Source organism: Rhodococcus sp. OAS809 (assembly GCF_040546695.1).
In the GTDB taxonomy this organism is placed as follows: domain Bacteria; phylum Actinomycetota; class Actinomycetes; order Mycobacteriales; family Mycobacteriaceae; genus Rhodococcus_F; species Rhodococcus_F qingshengii.
This window is the reverse complement of the sequence record NZ_JBEPOI010000002.1, coordinates 3,331,349-3,347,770: the sequence shown is the minus strand read 5'-3', so window position 1 is coordinate 3,347,770 and position 16,422 is coordinate 3,331,349. Positions and strand designations below refer to the sequence as shown.

General features: G+C 61.8%; 12 protein-coding genes. 7 read left to right on the top strand and 5 right to left on the bottom strand.

What is annotated here, in order from left to right; genetic code table 11:
- Positions 1 to 3: 3 nt before the first annotated feature.
- Genes ABIE52_RS18720 through ABIE52_RS18710 form a run of 3 tightly spaced genes read right to left on the bottom strand, consistent with a single transcriptional unit; the run spans position 4 to position 6,067 of the window.
- On the bottom strand, positions 4 to 2,745 hold the full coding sequence (locus tag ABIE52_RS18720; RefSeq protein ID WP_192711835.1) for a DEAD/DEAH box helicase: 2,742 nt from the start codon (positions 2,743 to 2,745) through the stop codon (positions 4 to 6).
- A complete protein-coding gene (locus ABIE52_RS18715) occupies positions 2,733 to 4,769 on the bottom strand; it encodes a phospholipase D-like domain-containing protein (protein ID WP_156511695.1) in 2,037 nt (678 codons plus the stop codon). The genes ABIE52_RS18720 and ABIE52_RS18715 overlap by 13 nt, the downstream gene beginning before the upstream one ends.
- Entirely contained in the window at positions 4,766 to 6,067 is a 1,302-nt protein-coding gene (locus ABIE52_RS18710) for a hypothetical protein (RefSeq protein WP_156511694.1), read from the bottom strand. Before ABIE52_RS18710 ends, ABIE52_RS18715 begins: the two co-directional genes overlap by 4 nt.
- 181 nt (positions 6,068 to 6,248) lie before the next feature.
- Between ABIE52_RS18710 and ABIE52_RS18705 the strand changes: the two genes are divergently transcribed.
- A complete protein-coding gene (locus tag ABIE52_RS18705) occupies positions 6,249 to 7,550 on the top strand; it encodes a hypothetical protein (protein ID WP_042451975.1) in 1,302 nt (433 codons plus the stop codon).
- A 73-nt stretch (positions 7,551 to 7,623) separates the two neighbouring features.
- Here the strand turns inward: ABIE52_RS18705 and ABIE52_RS18700 are convergent, their stop codons facing one another.
- Positions 7,624 to 9,033 carry an acyl-CoA synthetase gene (locus ABIE52_RS18700; protein WP_063315066.1) on the bottom strand — a complete coding sequence of 470 codons (1,410 nt, stop codon included), beginning with the start codon at positions 9,031 to 9,033 and terminating at the stop codon, positions 7,624 to 7,626.
- A gap of 28 nt (positions 9,034 to 9,061) precedes the next feature.
- The gene (locus ABIE52_RS18695) at positions 9,062 to 10,402 is read right to left on the bottom strand and encodes an SLC13 family permease (protein ID WP_058039267.1); all 1,341 of its coding nucleotides are present in this window, start codon (positions 10,400 to 10,402) and stop codon (positions 9,062 to 9,064) included.
- 99 nt (positions 10,403 to 10,501) lie between these two features.
- Between ABIE52_RS18695 and ABIE52_RS18690 the strand changes: the two genes are divergently transcribed.
- The 6 genes from ABIE52_RS18690 (at position 10,502) to folK (ending at position 16,406) form a co-directional block, all read left to right on the top strand.
- The gene (locus ABIE52_RS18690) at positions 10,502 to 11,149 is read left to right on the top strand and encodes a FadR/GntR family transcriptional regulator (protein WP_058227238.1); all 648 of its coding nucleotides are present in this window, start codon (positions 10,502 to 10,504) and stop codon (positions 11,147 to 11,149) included.
- Positions 11,150 to 11,416: 267 nt separating this feature from the next.
- On the top strand, positions 11,417 to 13,996 hold the full coding sequence (gene ftsH, locus ABIE52_RS18685; RefSeq protein ID WP_054187900.1) for an ATP-dependent zinc metalloprotease FtsH: 2,580 nt from the start codon (positions 11,417 to 11,419) through the stop codon (positions 13,994 to 13,996).
- Positions 13,997 to 14,055: 59 nt separating this feature from the next.
- Positions 14,056 to 14,673 carry a GTP cyclohydrolase I FolE gene (gene folE / locus ABIE52_RS18680; protein WP_019746783.1) on the top strand — a complete coding sequence of 206 codons (618 nt, stop codon included), beginning with the start codon at positions 14,056 to 14,058 and terminating at the stop codon, positions 14,671 to 14,673.
- A gap of 5 nt (positions 14,674 to 14,678) precedes the next feature.
- Entirely contained in the window at positions 14,679 to 15,539 is an 861-nt protein-coding gene (gene folP, locus ABIE52_RS18675; protein ID WP_020968349.1) for a dihydropteroate synthase, read from the top strand.
- 1 nt (position 15,540) lies between these two features.
- Positions 15,541 to 15,906, top strand: coding sequence for a dihydroneopterin aldolase (gene folB, locus ABIE52_RS18670; RefSeq protein WP_003945780.1), 366 nt, complete (start codon positions 15,541 to 15,543; stop codon positions 15,904 to 15,906).
- Positions 15,903 to 16,406, top strand: a complete 504-nt coding sequence (gene folK, locus ABIE52_RS18665; RefSeq protein WP_003945848.1) for a 2-amino-4-hydroxy-6-hydroxymethyldihydropteridine diphosphokinase — start codon at positions 15,903 to 15,905, stop codon at positions 16,404 to 16,406. The genes folB and folK overlap by 4 nt, the downstream gene beginning before the upstream one ends.
- The last annotated feature ends 16 nt before the right edge of the window (positions 16,407 to 16,422 follow it).

The window sequence follows — 16,422 nt, the reverse complement described above, 5'->3', positions numbered from 1 at the left end:
GCGTCAGTGGGATGACTCCGTGACTGCCAAGTCCATTGTGAGTTCACGTACCAGTGACAACGGAAGAGGCACCCTAGTTTCCACACCACCCGTTTCTGCATTGTCCGCAGTACGCGTATCTCCCATGACGACGCCGAACCAACGATCTCGATCTTTGACCACTCGATACATACGTTCATCGTGGGTGCCGCCGAGGTATGGCTCGTACACGATCAAAGGTCCGCCCGCCAGTTGCGCGGCCGAGCCGAGTCGATCCAGGCGACCCGTTCGTTGTTCGAGCGTCGCGGGGTTCCAGTCCAAGTCGTGGTGAATGACATGTCGGCAGGCAACGTGCAAATCCACACCCTCAGACATCACGGAACTGGCGATGAGCACATCGGGGAAGAACGGGGAGTTGAATGACGCCATGAGCCTTTGTCGAGTCTTTTGAGCTACTTCACCATTCGCGAGCCGCACATTGGGTGCAACCGTGGTGTGAAGGGGTGAGTGCTCTGCTGGATCGATTTCGTCGTCCGCGGATTCGTCGACTGTGATGTCGCCGGTTCGCGTTGTCAGCAGAATATTCAGAATGCGTTCGCGGTCCTCCGGGGTTCTCTTGGAAAGAAACTCGGCAAATGACTCGATACGCTTTCGTAGTGGAATGCCACCCGGAGGAGCTGTTTCGAGTCCCTTCATCAGTTCTTCGACGGTCATCGAAGGGGAAATGGGCGTGAACCGAACGAGGAAGGAATCCGTGCGAAGAAATCTCACGACTACTTCGCCGAGTTGGTATCGAGATTCTTTATCGAGAAGGTCGGCCCATTCCTCGACAGTATCTCGAATGCGTTTGTTTCCAGAGGAATCGCTACGTAACAGGCGATTGCGCAATCGATTGACGGCTTCGCCGACTGCTGTCGGATCAGTGGCATCGACGAACAGTGCGCCCGCTGCTCGCTCGGTTATGCGCTTCTGTAGTGCTCGTGCGATGTGCAACCGAAGTGCGCGCCCGGTTTCTCGGTAGAAACAGAAGATCAGGACCTTGTGGCCCTCGTCCCATAAACGGAGTGTAAGCTCCACTGTGGCAGCAATTTTCGGATGGCGCGCGAGGCTCTCTGGATTGTCGGGGAGTTGTTGTTCGATACGATCCAGATACCACTTGACGGGGCCTGTCGTGGGCGCGGTGCGCTTTGCGCCCTCGACATCGTCGATATCTGCCGCCCCATTTGATCGAGTTCTGCGATAGGCCTCGAACGATGATGCTATCCCGTAAGAGAAGAGCGATCGGGTGGAGCCTGTCGAGTCGCCAGACAACCGTGCGACAGCATCTGCGCGACCTGCAAGCAGGAACGGCAAAGCCGCGGCGCCGTCGATCGGCAACCCGAGATCGCCGGCCCTACTGTCGAGGACCGCCGCACCGGCACGATAGCGACGACGTTCGGTGTCGTTGGACTTCAGATGGCGGATGACCCACGGGCGCAATGCCTCTGCGGCGCAGTCTTTGGCCTTACGCGCATCGATCCCGCTTGTTACAGCGGCACGGGCCGAACGACTCAAACTCTCGATGTCGGCATTGTCGAAGCTCGAAAGCGATTTCAAACTGGAATCCTGTACGGGGTCAATGGCTGTCCAACGCTGCTCGAACCGTTGGGCGGCTGATCGCGCAGTGTCCAATGCATCACCGAGTTCGCTGATCGAGTCTTCGAACGCGACGCGGTCGACGGGGTTCGGCCATCGAATACCGTCGAACCGCCTTAGTACACTGAGTAATTCGTGATGTCCGAGCTGGAACGGGGTTGCAGTCAGGAACAACATGCGCTCGAACATTCCGCCGAGTGGGCCCCGGAGTGCTTCGGCATCTCCTTGGGCCTCTTCGTTCGCGAACAAACCGGATGTGGCGTTGTCGTTCTTGACGTGATGGGCTTCGTCCAACACGAGCAATGGGAGGGTGACATCGAGTTGGCGAAGCCCGTCAGCCCAAGCGCCGCGCATCGCCGTCGTCAAAGCTTTCTTGGCTCCGGACAACCGATCGTCGAAATTGATCGATTGCTTCATTGGTAGCAGTGTGAGTGCATCGCGGAGTGGTTCGAGGATGTCATTGTCGATGGCATCGACAAACGCGGCGGGAACCGGGTCGTCATCCAATGGTGCAGCCCCCGAGTGCTTGTTCCACAAGTCCATCCAGTTGCTCTCGGGCGTTTCGAGAAGGCGCGTAACAAGGGCTTCGTCGCGGAAGCGTTTGTCTGAGAGGAGGAATGATGCATGCCGAGCGATCGCCGGCCGTCGCCTCTGTAATTCAGCTCTTCTGCGGCCCGCACGTCGAAGTAGTGCGAGTCGGACGAACGGATCATTTGTCGTTCTTGTCAAGGCTCCGTGCGTCAGAAAGATGATGTGACGTCGGCGTTCTGGTGGATCATCGAGAAGCTTCAAGAACTCGATTCCGTGTCGAATGGCTCCCGAGACACGAATGTCCGACGCGTCCGGCAAGCACTTTTCGGCGAAGACATTCCACTCTCGAGGCCATTTCTCGGCGACGGATGGTGGCACCATCACCACGACCGGATGCCGGTGGCCGGTTGCTCGAACGACCGATGCTGCGACTGCCAGTGCCACAAATGTTTTCCCCATGCCGACTTCGTCGGCAAGTACCAGACCCGGCTGATTCGCGAATCTACGAAGAATCTCCTCAGCGGTTTTCTGCTGGCGCGTCGAGTCTGCTGTGGGGAGGTTGTCGTTCGAGAGGTCGATGTCCGGGCTCAAAGTCCACATGAGCGCCGTGCCTCCTTGAATGCGTCGGCAACGTATTCGAGCATGTCACTCTCCAATTCATCGGAATTCAGGGATCGTTGTCTGTCCTCGATCTTCGAAAGTGCCTCGGCGAGAACACTCTGTGCGACAGCGCGATCCAAAGATTGGAGAGCGCATTTCCAGTCGACGGTCCCGACCGTCAGTGCGATCTCAGCGAGAAGGAAATGAGTCTCGGCGGGTGCTGCGGTCCCTGTGCCCGACGAACCCCCATCGAGAGCTGTCTGGTCAAGTACGAGGAGCCTACCGATCTCGACTGGCCCGACCACACCGAACAGGCGATTTCGCAATACCTCGAGCGAAGCAGCACGTGTGCCGAGTCGCTCACGCAACGCCCAGAGGGCTGCAGACCGCGCGCGTGTGCGATGCAGCAGTAGACCGCTCGAATCGAATCGGCGTAGGGCGTCGGTTGCATCCGTACCCGCCAGCTTTCGAGCTTCGATTCGCCGGAGTTCATGCTCCACCGCAGCTGGGAGCGGACGGGTCGATCCGAGGGCGTCCAGTAAGAGTTGCACAGGAAGGTCCTCAAGTTCTGCGGGAATCGGCAGCTTGCTCGTGTCGTCGACGTTCGCTACCCATTGGGCTGATACCGGGGTTCCGTCAGCCGTCCAACCGACGTCGAGGAATGAAGGTACTGCGGTTCTGTCTACCGTCACAAAAAGTTGTTCAGGTTGCAATTGCTTCCGCCACAACTCTTGGTCCACAGCGCACTCGAGGCCAAGTGCGTGCACAGACCACGAGTCCGGCTCTTGCTCCGTTCGATCGAACGAAAGCGCCAACTGTGCGGAATTCGACGTCAGTTCGATTGTGCACCAAGAGAAGAAGAGCGGAAGTGAAGGAAGGTTGCTGTCGTCGTCATCAGTGTTCACCGTTTCGATGGCATTCAAGTCGACGGATTTCTGTGTACTGACCAGTGCGCGCAAAGCTCGACCTGTGGGCGACGTACGCGGGGCGCCGACCCACACATTGAGTTCTCGGTGGCCATGGGTCGTTGCGAGCCCCCAACCGGCCGTGGTTGCGTTCGATGATCCTATGAGTGCCGCGACCCACTCGTCGTTCTCCAACACAAGTGCCTTGGCATGCAAGGTGCGTTGCTCGGCATCGAGTGGCGCCAGTGCTCGCACTCGATCCACTTGTGAGGCGAGCTCAACCGGTGCCATTACCGCACCCACACGATCAAGGCCGACGACAGCGGTCACGCTTCGCGCAGTCTTCGGCTGGCCGGTGAGTAGCGATCGAACCGAGGTCAATGCCGTCGTGCTCGTTGCGGCATCCCAGAAGGGTGACAGTACGGATGCCCGCAGTGGTTTCTTCGATGTTCGCCACACAGCCTTGTAACCGTCGAGTGGGGAAGAACCGGGAGCTGAAGGCGCGACCGCGAGGTGCACTGCGGTTTCTGTCGGCAAGGCAGGGGAATGTTGCTCGATGCGGCTGGTGATGCGGTTGAGCGTGTCCGTTGCCCGATCCGTCGTCGAACTAGCTGCACCAGGCAACAATTCAAGGTAGCTGCGCAGTTCGCTCACTATGCCGAGAAGGACTGGGCGTGGTATCTGGCAGCCTTGGGTGATGTCGAATGCAAGCGCCGCCTCGATCTTTTCTCGGTAGCCCGCAGGGGTGAGGTTTGCCGAGCCGACGACGATGCGCGCATGGCGTTCCCATATGAGTATTACGACTTTGGCATGTAGTAGGCCATTGCCCGTCGAAACCGGTATCAGGTCCCATCGAAGATTGCGTCTGTCGGTGCGAGTGCCTCGATCGACCAGGACTGAGATGGCCGCGGTTTCACTAAGTCGAAGCTCCTCTTCGAAGGTTGCGGCAATCGAGCTGATCTTGTCCCCCTCGCCGGTTACCGCAGATAGCGCAAGAAATCTGCTAAGGCAATCATCCGTGAAGAACTGAGGGTCGAATGTGAATGTTGTTGCCAGACATGCCACTGCAGATCCGCTGCCTGCCGGCGCGGACCAGTGGTCGAGCATTTTTGTGGTCATACGGCGGTATCTCGTAAGAATCGACGCAATGCGTTTATTCGGATGGGATGAATGAATGGTCCGTCGAGCGATGGCCGGGTTCGTTCCTCGTATCCGGGCCGCACCAACCAGCCGTTCTTGTACGGCTCGAACCATGGCCGCTTGCCCAGTGGCGGCTTCGACGCTTGTATCGCGCCATGATGATTCAGAACCAGTTGGGCCAGATCGGCGGGTGTGTGTTCGTCGGCGAAACCGGTGAAACGCGCATCGAATTCAACTGTGCCCGTTGTCGCGGAGAGCGTCTCGAACGCGCGCTTGTGGAGAGCCGGGAGATTTCCTGCTGCGCGGACGAAGGTCGGATCGTGCTTCAACGCGTCGGCTTTCAATGGCGTCGTGCCCAGCGAATACGAAACGTGGCACACCGTACGGAAGCAAGTGTCGAGGTAGCGCGCAAAGTTCTCGTATGCGATGACGGCGTTGATCGTCTCGCGAAGTGCGGGCGACGAAGCGCGAACAATCTCCGAAATCACATCGCTTTCCGTCAGGGTTTCGTCGTCGAGTGAAGGTTCCAGCAAGCGCGCGAGTTCACTGCGTAGCGGGTGGCGTTCTTCGGACAGGCCCCGGAGTAAGCTGCGTTCACCTGCTCCCGGGCCGTCGGGATCTAATGCCTGCGCAAGTGTGCCGACTGTCCTACCAGTAGGAGCAACATCGCAGCGAGATGACTCGAAGCTTCGACGTAGGGCGTTGCGCAGGTCGCGACGTAGTTCGCCACCGTCCGTTCCTGCGGTCTCATCGACGAAGCCAGGAAGGTTGGCTTCGCGTTCCCACATCGACACCAATGCTGTTTGCTGCGACCCCGCCGTCAAGCTCGAAGTAACGATGTCGAGCGTTTTCGCGAGCGGCTTGTACACGCCGTGAAAACCGAACACCGACGGACCTTTGAGGTACGAGTTCGCAGACAGGCGATCTCGGCGCCCGACCACCGCCCGTGCTTTCTGCATCCCGGGGACGCCACGCAGTGCACTTTTAGAACTTCGCGCAAACGCCTCCAGAACTATCCATTCGAATGCGATTTGGGGTGTTGTCACGCCGTCTGCGGCACGTGTGGATTCGAAATCGTCACAGACGATACTGCCGACGGCCATGGCTGTCATCAGGCGAAACCGAGTCATTCGCGCGCGGAAGTCGGGAACCAGTTTGTCAGACAACTTTTCCGAAATGGCGCCGAGACCCATTGGGTCCAGGCTCCCTTCTCCTGCGACCGGCGGATCGAACTCTGAGAACTGGGGGACCGTGAAGCCCGTGAGCGCTGAGGTCATGAGCACACCTCATGACATGTTGGTGCGAGCGGTGTGTCCACGAGATGGTTGTACCAGCACTGCAGTCTTGGCGTGGGGGAACGTTGGCGGCACTGGTCCATCCCAGCCGCATACCGTGTACGCATCCAAAGATCTGAGTGACCGGATAGCGTGAGCGCGACGTAACCGAGGAAGGCTCGATGTGGTCGACAATGACAATGTAATTCCGGTGTGGACGCTTGCTACAAAGCAGGCGGAGGTGCCCGCTATTCCGGACGAGGGAACCATGACGCCCGACCGACTGGCGGAGTTGCGGACAGTCCTGGCGGTGTTGGCCGAGACCCCGATCGCAACACTCGAGGCGCATCCGCTTCCGAAGTCGATCGACCTCGATCGAGGGATCTCCCTGGATAGTGCGAGTCCACTGGCTACCCATCTGTCGCAGCTGATCAGCCAGACATCCAAAGCTTCGTCGAGTTCAGCGGTCGCGAGTGGCGAGACGTTGTACCGCATGGTTGTCCCGGCAAAAGTCGCCGCGCAAGTTGGCAGTGGGCTGGTGAAACCGATGACGTCCAAGGCGGCGGCGGGTGGCGTGCACAGTGCGCTTATCGGATCTTCGGGGATTGCTGCGCAGGCCTCGTTCGTGCCTGTTGCAGGACAGGCAGCCGCGGTTGGTGCCGCTGGCGGGTCCGCCGCGACGGCAGGTCTTGCAGCAGCCAGTGCGGGTGCACTGACAGTCGCGGCTCCCCTGGTGTTGATGGCAGTCGCGGTTGGTGTCAGCGCCCACGCCGACCACAAGCGTGAACTCGCAATCGAGAACATCACCAAGTTACTCGAGAAGCTCCACGATGACGCGTTGCAAAAGGAACGTAACTCCCTGAACGGATGTCGGGGCGCGATCGACACTGCGACTGCGATTCTGCTCGATCAGGGACGCATCGGCGCGTCAGTTGGACTGGACTCCGCCGTACACGCGATCAGTGTCGGTATGGCGGATGCCGAAGGGCGACTGAAGAAATGGCAGCAGGGACTCGACGCATTGAAGACCGGTCGCGTCGAGCTCGATACTCTGCGAAAAGCGTTCACCGGAATCGACGAGGACGGTGGCGAGTTCCGCGCCCACCTCGAGCTTGCCGCACTCGCTATCGCGCTCAAGAAGCGTGTGATCGTCCTTCAAGCTGTGGAGCACGCTCAGATGGACGAAGCCAACCCTTTCGAGAGCTTCACTCGCGCGTTGAAGAGCGATCAGCAGCGTGTCGCGAAGTTGGAGTCGGGCATCGCGTCACTGCTCATGGGACTTTCCGAGCTGAGGCTTGACCGATCCCACGGTGTTCGTGATTTTGTGTTCAAGTCGAGTGAAGTCGACAAGATGCTGCGGACCGCATACCTGTTGCGGGAGTTGGGAGATGGGGTCGCAATGTCGGACAACGAATCCGACGTGGCGATCGAGATCGCAAGACGGCGTGATGGATCGGTTGTCGTCTTTCCCGCCCTGGCCGCCTAGTCCGAGCTGACTCGCACCGCAAATGAGCACGTAGCAGCCACTGGGTTCGTCGGTGGCTGCTACAGGTCCAGCCTCAGAGCGTCAGCAGCTTCTTCTGGACTTTGCCCATAGCGTTGCGCGGCAAGCTGTCCACCAGACAAACCTGGCGTGGGCGCTTGTGGATCGACAGTGATTCGGCGACGAAGTCCGAAACCACAGCGCAGTCGGCTACGTCGCCGACGATGAAGGCGACTATGCGCTGGCCGAGATCGTCGTCCGGCATACCGACGACGGCGGCCTCGCGAACGCCGGGGTATGCCAGAAGTGCCTGTTCCACCTCGCCGGCACCGATGCGGTATCCACCGGACTTGATCATGTCGACCGACTCGCGACCTACGATGCGGTGGAATCCGCTGTCGTCGATCACCGCGATGTCGCCGGTGCGGAACCAGCCGTCTTCGGTCATGGATTCCGCTGTCTTCGAGGGGTTCCCGAGGTACTCGTCGAAGAGAACGGCGCCCGCAACTTCCAGTTGCCCAAGCTGCTCTCCGTCGTGCGCCGACAATTGGCCGTTCTCGCCGCGCAACCTCGTCCTGACTCCCGGAACGGCGTGCCCGACCCAACCCGGGCGACGTTCGCCGTCGTGCGTCGTGCTGACGGTGATGAGGGTTTCACTCATTCCGTAGCGCTCGACGGGAGCCAACCCGGTCAGCGATTTCATCCGCTCGAACAATGGAACCGGAAGTGGTGCACTTCCGGACACGAGCAAGCGCGCGGATCGCAATGCTGCTGCCGCCGAGGGATCACCGCACACGCGTGACCAGACGGTCGGAACACCGAAGTACAACGAGCCACCCGCTGCGGCATACGAATCCGGAGTTGGTCTGACGGTATGAATCAGCGGCGAACCCACGCGCAAGGCGCCCAACACGCCGAGAATCAACCCGTGGACGTGGAAGAGGGGCAGTCCGTGGACGAGTGTGTCCTCTGGCGTCCAATTCCACACATGAGCGAGCGCGTCGAGATCCGCTGCGATCGATGCTCGCGAGAGGACAACGCCTTTCGGAGCTCCGGTGGTTCCCGAGGTGTACATGATCAGTGCAGTAGCTGCCGCACTCGGTTCGGGATAGGACGTCGCGGATCGCGCGTGAATATCGATGGGAATCAACGGGATACTCGAATCCGTCGGCCCTTCTCCGAGTATCAGTTCGGCCTTGGAATCGGCGATGATGTGCTGACGTTCGAGCGGGCCGGAGTCGGGCGGGATCGGGACCACGGCAACACCGGCGATCAGTGCGCCGGCGACGGCGACCACTGTCTCGAGGCCGGCGGCGGCTTGTACTGCCACTCGCTGTGCACCATGGATTCGATCGGCGACCGCGGTGGCGGCGGCAAACAAGTCGGCGCGAGAGAGGGTTGCGCCTTCGCCGAAACTGACCGCCGCTCCGTGATCGTCGAAGATGCGGGGGTCGAGGGAGCGCAGAAGTGTGGATTCGCTGTTCATCGCGAGTTCCCTTTCTTTGAGCGAAGATTCAGACGGACCAGGGAACAACGAACAGCAGCCAGGCGAGAATCGGCGTCACCACCATGATGGTCATGCCCCACCGCATCGTCAGCCCGAACACCACGTCGCGTTCTTCCGGAGCGGCGTTCGCGACCACCAGCGCGCCGTTGGTCGAGAACGGACTGCAATCGACCAGAGACGAGGAGATTGCCAGCGCGATGACCAGACCGGTTGCATTGACCTGACCGGTCATGAGGAATGGAATTGCCAAAGGGATGAGTGCGCCGAGGATTCCCGTGGTGGATGCAAACGCCGACACGATCGCGCCGATCAGACAGATCAAGAACGCCGCGAGAAGTGGAATCCCCACGTGTGCAACCGAATCCCCGAGCCACTGGACGGTGTTCTGGTTCTGCAGAAGAGCGACGTACGTGACGATTCCGCCGATGAGGAGCACGGTGCCCCAGCTGATCTTGTCGACGGCGCCGCGGGCGGAGGCAGGGAAGATCAGGGTGAGAAGTACCGCGACGGTCAGTGCGGTGAATCCGACGTCGAGGTCGAACACCAAGGCGCCGAGTGCAAGCGACGCCAGTCCGAGCAAGGTGAGTCGGCGCTCGAGGTTGAGTGCTCCCTCGTGCGGAGCGGCCCCACCCGAGGACTTGCCGCCACCCTTCGAGCTGTCACCGGAACCCGAACCGGTGATGGTGTCGCCACCGCCAGACGCGTTGCCGACTGCGTTGACGAGCACGCGCTCGGAGGCGCCGCGCGCAATCAGTGCGCGACCGCCGAACGAGACGTACGCGATGGCAGCAACAACGGCCGCGGCCGCGAAGGTCGAGACGAACAGCAAGGCCGGGCTCGACGGGAGGCCGTTCTGACGCATGACGTCGTTGGTGATCACGCCGAAGATTCCGATGGGGGAGAAGCTGCCCGCCGTTGCGCCCTGGACGACCATGAAGCCCATCAGCATGGGGTGGATTCGGTAGCGGGTGGCGAAGCCCATTGCCACGGGCGCGATGATGGCGACGGCAGCGGGACTGACCGCGCCCATGGCGGTGACGGCCGCGCACACCGCGAACATCGCCCACGGCACGAGGGCCACTCGTCCTCTGACCGCGCGGACTGCCGCGTGAATGATCCAGTCGACCGTGCCGTTGTTTCTGGCCAGCGCGAACAGGTAGGTGACGCCGACCAGAATGACGAAGAGGCTGGCCGGGAAGCCGTCGAGGATCTCGCTGGTATCGACGGTGAAGACCAGTGTTCCGACGACGAAGGCAGCCACCAGGGCGAGCGCACCCATGTTCACCGACCTCACGGTGGATATGACGAACACCAGGACAAGTACTGACAGGGCTATGACATTTGCCATCGAACTCTCAATCCGTTCGCGACCAGCTTGTGGTCTGCATCACTTGGAATTGGCCTAGCCTCTCTGCCACTGCTCCATTTGTCAAGTACACTCCGAGGCATGAATTCGACGTCATCGCCCGGCTCGCGCTCGGGCCTGCCCGGACGATTGAAGCGTCCGCGCCTGTACGAGCAGTTGGCCGAGCACATTTCGAATTTCATCGAGGCTCAAGGCCTTTCGCCCGGCGATCGGCTTCCTCCCGAACGCAGCCTGGCTGCCGAACTCGGCGTGAGTCGCGCGTCGCTGGCTCAAGCGCTCGTGGCCCTCGAGATTCGGGGCAGAGTCGAAATTCAGCACGGTAACGGAGCGGTGATTCGTGAAGCTCCGACGCCCGACGCGGGCCGCTCTGCGGACTCGGGAGTGCGGCTACAGGACCGAACCGTCGACGAACTGACTGCCGCCAGGGAGGCGATCATGGCCGGCCTGGCTCGGGCGGCGGCGTCGAATCCCAACGCTGCGCTTCGGGTCGCGATGTTGACCGACGACGGGACCGCGAGAAACTTCGCCGAGACATGGCGCTGCGTCAGGCACCTGGCCGGTGGCGGCTTACTGGCTGATCTCGACGACACCATCGCCAAGCAGGCGGACGTGCCCGAGTCCTCGGCGCGACTGTCCGCGCGACTCGATCAGCTCGCGCACCGGATCATCGACGGTGACCAATCGGGCGCCGCTGACGCTGTTGCGGGAATCCTCTCCGACACGGCCTGACGAATAACGACGGACAAGCGTCGGAAAAGCGCACGATAACCACTATGAGCATGTTCGCTCACAGGAAACTGTGCTGCGACGTAGCCCGGGAACCTGATCGGCAATGCGCACGTTGAACACAGTGACGACCGTTCCAACCAAGCGGCACGGCCGCTGGCGGGCATCGATGGGGCCGATCGCGGTAACCTGCAGGTGTCCGGTTGGCAGCCGGAAGGCGACCTGGCAGACCCGCACTCTCGAAAGGACCGGCCACATCGGCCGACCTGTATGAACCGTAAGACTGTGTTCCGTAACGTGCTACTCGTAGCCGTCGTGCTGTTGGTGATCTATGCCTTCAGCTACTTCAGCAACGACACCCGCGACTTCAAGACCGTCGACACCTCGGTCGCGATCTCCCAACTCGACGCCAAGAACGTTGAGTCGGCGCAGATCGACGACCGTGAGCAGCAGGTTCGTCTGTGGCTCAAGAACGGCAACGACGCCACCGACGGTAAGACGCAGATCCTGGCGAAGTACCCCGCGAGTGCGTCGGAGCAGATCTTCGACAAGGTCGAAGGCGCCGGAGCGGACAAGTTCAACACGACGGTCACTCAGGAGAGCTGGCTGACGTCGATCCTTCTGTTCGTGCTGCCGATGATCATTCTGTTCGGCATCTTCTTCTTCGTCATGAACCGGATGCAGGGCGGCGGTGGTCGCGGCGGAGTCATGGGATTCGGTAAGTCGAAGGCCAAGCAGCTCACCAAGGACATGCCGAAAACCACGTTCGCCGACGTCGCCGGTGCGGACGAGGCTGTCGAAGAGCTGTACGAGATCAAGGACTTCCTGCAGAACCCGGCTCGCTACCAGGCGCTCGGCGCCAAGATTCCGCGCGGTGTGCTGCTGTACGGCCCTCCCGGAACCGGTAAGACGCTGCTCGCTCGCGCTGTCGCAGGCGAAGCCGGCGTCCCGTTCTTCACCATCTCCGGTTCTGACTTCGTCGAGATGTTCGTCGGTGTCGGTGCTTCGCGTGTTCGCGACATGTTCGAGCAGGCCAAGCAGAACAGCCCCTGCATCATCTTCGTCGACGAGATCGACGCCGTCGGTCGTCAGCGCGGCGCAGGCCTGGGCGGCGGACACGACGAGCGCGAGCAGACACTCAACCAGTTGCTCGTCGAGATGGACGGCTTCGGTGATCGCACCGGCATCATCTTGATCGCCGCAACCAACCGCCCCGACATCCTCGACCCCGCACTGCTGCGTCCGGGACGCTTCGATCGCCAGATTCCGGTCGGCGCCCCCGACCTCGCCGGTCGCCGCGCGATCCTGCGCGTGCACTCGCAGGGCAAGCCGATCGATCCCAACGCCGACCTCGAAGGTCTCGCCAAGCGGACCGTCGGAATGTCGGGTGCTGATCTCGCCAACGTCATCAACGAGGCTGCGCTGCTCACCGCACGCGAAAACGGAACCGTCATCACCGAAGCCTCGCTCGAGGAATCGGTGGATCGTGTTGTCGGTGGACCGCGGCGTAAGAGTCGCATCATCAGCGAGCACGAGAAGAAGATCACGGCGTACCACGAGGGCGGTCACACGCTGGCTGCTTGGGCAATGCCTGACATCGAGCCGGTCTACAAGGTCACGATCCTCGCTCGCGGTCGCACGGGTGGCCACGCGATGACCGTGCCAGAGGACGACAAGGGTTTGATGACGCGTTCGGAGATGATCGCTCGTCTCGTCATGGCAATGGGTGGACGCGCCGCCGAGGAGTTGGTGTTCCACGAGCCCACCACCGGAGCGTCGTCCGATATCGACATGGCGACCAAGATCGCCCGCGCGATGGTCACCGAATACGGCATGAGTGCCAAGCTCGGCGCGGTTCGCTACGGACAGGAGGGCGGGGATCCGTTCCTCGGCCGTTCGATGGGCGTTCAGTCCGACTACTCACACGAGATCGCCCGTGAAATCGACGAAGAGGTGCGCAACCTCATCGAGGCAGCGCACACCGAAGCGTGGGCAATCCTCAACGAGTACCGCGATGCGCTCGACCTCATCGCTACCGAACTGCTCGAGCGTGAGACGTTGACTCGCAAGGACCTCGAGAAGATCCTTGCCGGCGTCGAAAAGCGTCCGCGCATCACGGCTTTCAACGATTTCGGTGGGCGCACGCCTTCGGATCGTCCGCCGGTGAAGACTCCTCGCGAACTCGCGATCGAGCGCGGCGAAACCTGGCCGGAGCCCGCTGCCGCACCTGTTCTCGTCAAGGCAGGTGCACCCAACAGCGGTGCCCCCAACAGCGGTGCCCCCAACGGTGGTCTCCCCAACAACGGTGGTCTCCCCAACAACGGCAACCAGGGACCCTCGAACGGCTACGCACAGCCTTCGTACCCGCAGCCGAGTGCTCCGCAGCAGACTCCGCAACCGGGAACACCCGACTACGGAGCGCCCGCCGGATGGTCGGCACCGGGGTGGCCTCCGCGTGAGAACCCGTCGCCGACGTACCCCGGACAGCAGTCGGGTGGGTACACCGGTGGACAGAATCCGACCCCGCCGAACCAGTCGCAGGGCCAGTACGGTCAGCCCCAACACGGTCAGCCCCAGCCCGATCAGGGGCAGTACGGCCAGCCGCACCCGGGGCAGCAGGCGTACCCGGAGCAGCCGCATCCCGGCCGCCGTTACCCCGCGCAGCCCGATTACCCGGTGCAGTACCCGGACAGTGGACCTTTCGCCGATCCGAACCGGGGAAACCCGTCGGGTGAAAACCAGTGGCAGAGCCCCGCACCGGAACAGCCGCAAACTCCTCCGCCGCACCATTCGGCTGAGGACGAGGGACCGAGCACCGTTCGCTGGGACGGACCGGACGGATCTCGCTGACCTTGCGCCACTAGGCTCTGCGGCGGGGGACCTGTGAACAATTCTCGAGGAGAGTTCGGTTGTCGGTGAATGATGTGGCCAGTGAACTGGTGTCGCTCGGAACGGGCCGCCCGTTCGATCAGGCGCGGGCAGAGGCTGCCGTACGGGAATTGTTGATCGCGGTCGGGGAAGATCCGGAGCGCCCAGGCCTGCTCGATACGCCGGCCCGGGTTGCGCGCTCGTACAAGGAGATCTTCGCGGGCCTGTACTCCGAGCCCGACGACGCGTTGAACACGACTTTCGACGAGGGTCACCAGGAATTGGTGCTCGTGCGAGACATTCCGATGTTCTCGACGTGCGAGCACCACCTGGTGTCCTTCCACGGTGTTGCTCACGTTGGCTACATCCCGGGAAAGTCGGGCAAGGTCACCGGTTTGTCGAAGCTCGCGCGCGTCGTCGACCTGTACGCCAAGCGTCCGCAGGTTCAAGAACGCCTGACCAGTCAGATCGCGGATGCTTTGATGCGCAAGCTCGACCCGCGTGGAGCCATCGTCGTCATCGAAGCCGAGCATCTGTGCATGGCGATGCGCGGTATCCGCAAGCCCGGAGCCAGCACGACCACGTCTGCGGTTCGTGGGCTCCTGCAATCCAGCGCGGCCTCACGGTCCGAAGCGCTGGACCTCATCCTGCGTAAGTGAGCAAGATGTCCGCGGCTCCCGTTGCAGGCAGCGATCCGGCCCGGATGGTCGTGATGGGGATTCTGAACGTCACCGCCGATTCGTTTTCCGACGGTGGTCAATTTCTCGATCGTGACGCGGCGATCGCTCGCGGACTCGAACTGCAACGCATCGGCGTCGACATCGTCGACGTCGGCGGCGAGTCGACGCGTCCCGGAGCCACCCGCGTCGATCCGAAACTCGAGGCGGACCGAATTGCCCCGGTGATCGAAGAACTGGTGGCAGCCGGAATTCGCGTCAGCGTCGACACGATGCGTGCTTCCGTCGCCGCCGCCGCGATCGAAGCGGGCGCAGGCATCGTCAACGACGTATCGGGTGGTCGCGCAGACCCCGACATGGCCTCCGTTGTGGCCGACGCCGGAGTGCCCTGGATCCTCATGCATTGGCGCTCGGCCGGTGACTATGTCCATCGTGGCAGCGCCGATCACTACGACGACGTGGTCCGCGATGTCCGTGACGAACTGCTGTCGCAGGTCGATCTGGCGTTGAAGGCGGGGGTCGATTCGTCGTCGATCATCCTCGACCCCGGCCTCGGGTTCGCTAAGAACGCCGACCACAACTGGGCACTGTTGCGTGCACTACCCGAGTTCAACGCGACCGGATTCCCGGTACTGGTCGGCGCTTCCCGAAAGCGGTTCCTCGGGTCTCTGCTCAGCGATCCCGACGGCAATCCGCGTCCACCTGGTGGCCGCGAGACTGCGACGGCCGTGGTCTCCGCCCTTGCAGCGCGCGAAGGCGCCTGGGGAGTTCGGGTGCACGACGCACAAGCTTCGCTCGACGCCATTGCCGTGGTCGACGCCTGGAACCGTGGACGAGAAAGGGCCTGACATGGGGGACCGAATCGAATTGCGCGGACTGAAGGTTCGCGGCAATCACGGAGTGTTCGACCACGAGAAGCGTGACGGTCAGGACTTCTTCATCGACATCACCGTATGGATGGACTTGGCTCCCGCCGCGGCGTCGGACGACCTGACGCAGACCCTGCACTACGGCGAGTTGGCGGAAGCCGCCGCAGCGATAGTCGCCGGCCCGTCGCGCGATCTCATCGAGACCGTCGCCGCTGAGATCGCCGACGACGTCATGAAAGATTCGCGAGTCGAGAGCGTCGAGGTTGTTGTCCACAAACCGTCGGCACCGATTCCGCTGGTTTTTGCGGACGTCGCCGTCGTCGCACATCGGACCAGATCGGCATGACGCGCGCTGTTCTGTCGATCGGTTCCAACATCGGCGACAGTGTGGCTCACCTACAGTCCGTTGTCGACGGGTTGGGCAGCGCCGTCGTTGCTGTCTCACCGGTCTACTCGACCGCGCCGTGGGGTGGCGTCGAGCAGCAGGATTTCTACAACGCGGTGGTGGTGGTCGACGATCCCGAAGCCGATGCCGCTGAATGGCTTCGCCGCTCGCAAGCTCTCGAGGAAGCCGCAGACCGGGTGCGCGAACAGCGGTGGGGGCCACGGAGCCTGGACGTGGACGTAGTCGACTGCGAAGGCGTCGTCAGTTCCGATCCCGTGCTCACACTTCCGCATCCGCGCGCGCATCTTCGGGCATTCGTTCTCGTTCCCTGGCTGGACGTCGAGCCTGACGCGACGCTGATCGTCGACGGCCAGAAGTTGCCGGTGGCACAAATTCTCGACGGCCTCGATCGCACTGAGCGCGAAGGTGTCCGCACTACCGATGTGGTGCTTGCGCGGTGACCGAAAACGACAAGGG

Bases quoted from the DNA above. Each gene is read 5' to 3' on its own strand.
- ABIE52_RS18700 (WP_063315066.1), bottom strand. From the start codon at position 9,033: ATGAACAGCGAATCCACACTTCTGCGCTCCCTCGACCCCCGCATCTTC.
- folB (WP_003945780.1), top strand. From the start codon at position 15,541: ATGGGGGACCGAATCGAATTGCGCGGACTGAAGGTTCGCGGCAATCAC.
- ftsH (WP_054187900.1), top strand. From the start codon at position 11,417: ATGAACCGTAAGACTGTGTTCCGTAACGTGCTACTCGTAGCCGTCGTG.
- ABIE52_RS18695 (WP_058039267.1), bottom strand. From the start codon at position 10,402: ATGGCAAATGTCATAGCCCTGTCAGTACTTGTCCTGGTGTTCGTCATA.
- folP (WP_020968349.1), top strand. From the start codon at position 14,679: ATGTCCGCGGCTCCCGTTGCAGGCAGCGATCCGGCCCGGATGGTCGTG.
- ABIE52_RS18715 (WP_156511695.1), bottom strand. From the start codon at position 4,769: ATGACCACAAAAATGCTCGACCACTGGTCCGCGCCGGCAGGCAGCGGA.
- ABIE52_RS18710 (WP_156511694.1), bottom strand. From the start codon at position 6,067: ATGACCTCAGCGCTCACGGGCTTCACGGTCCCCCAGTTCTCAGAGTTC.
- ABIE52_RS18720 (WP_192711835.1), bottom strand. From the start codon at position 2,745: ATGTGGACTTTGAGCCCGGACATCGACCTCTCGAACGACAACCTCCCC.
- folK (WP_003945848.1), top strand. From the start codon at position 15,903: ATGACGCGCGCTGTTCTGTCGATCGGTTCCAACATCGGCGACAGTGTG.
- ABIE52_RS18690 (WP_058227238.1), top strand. From the start codon at position 10,502: ATGAATTCGACGTCATCGCCCGGCTCGCGCTCGGGCCTGCCCGGACGA.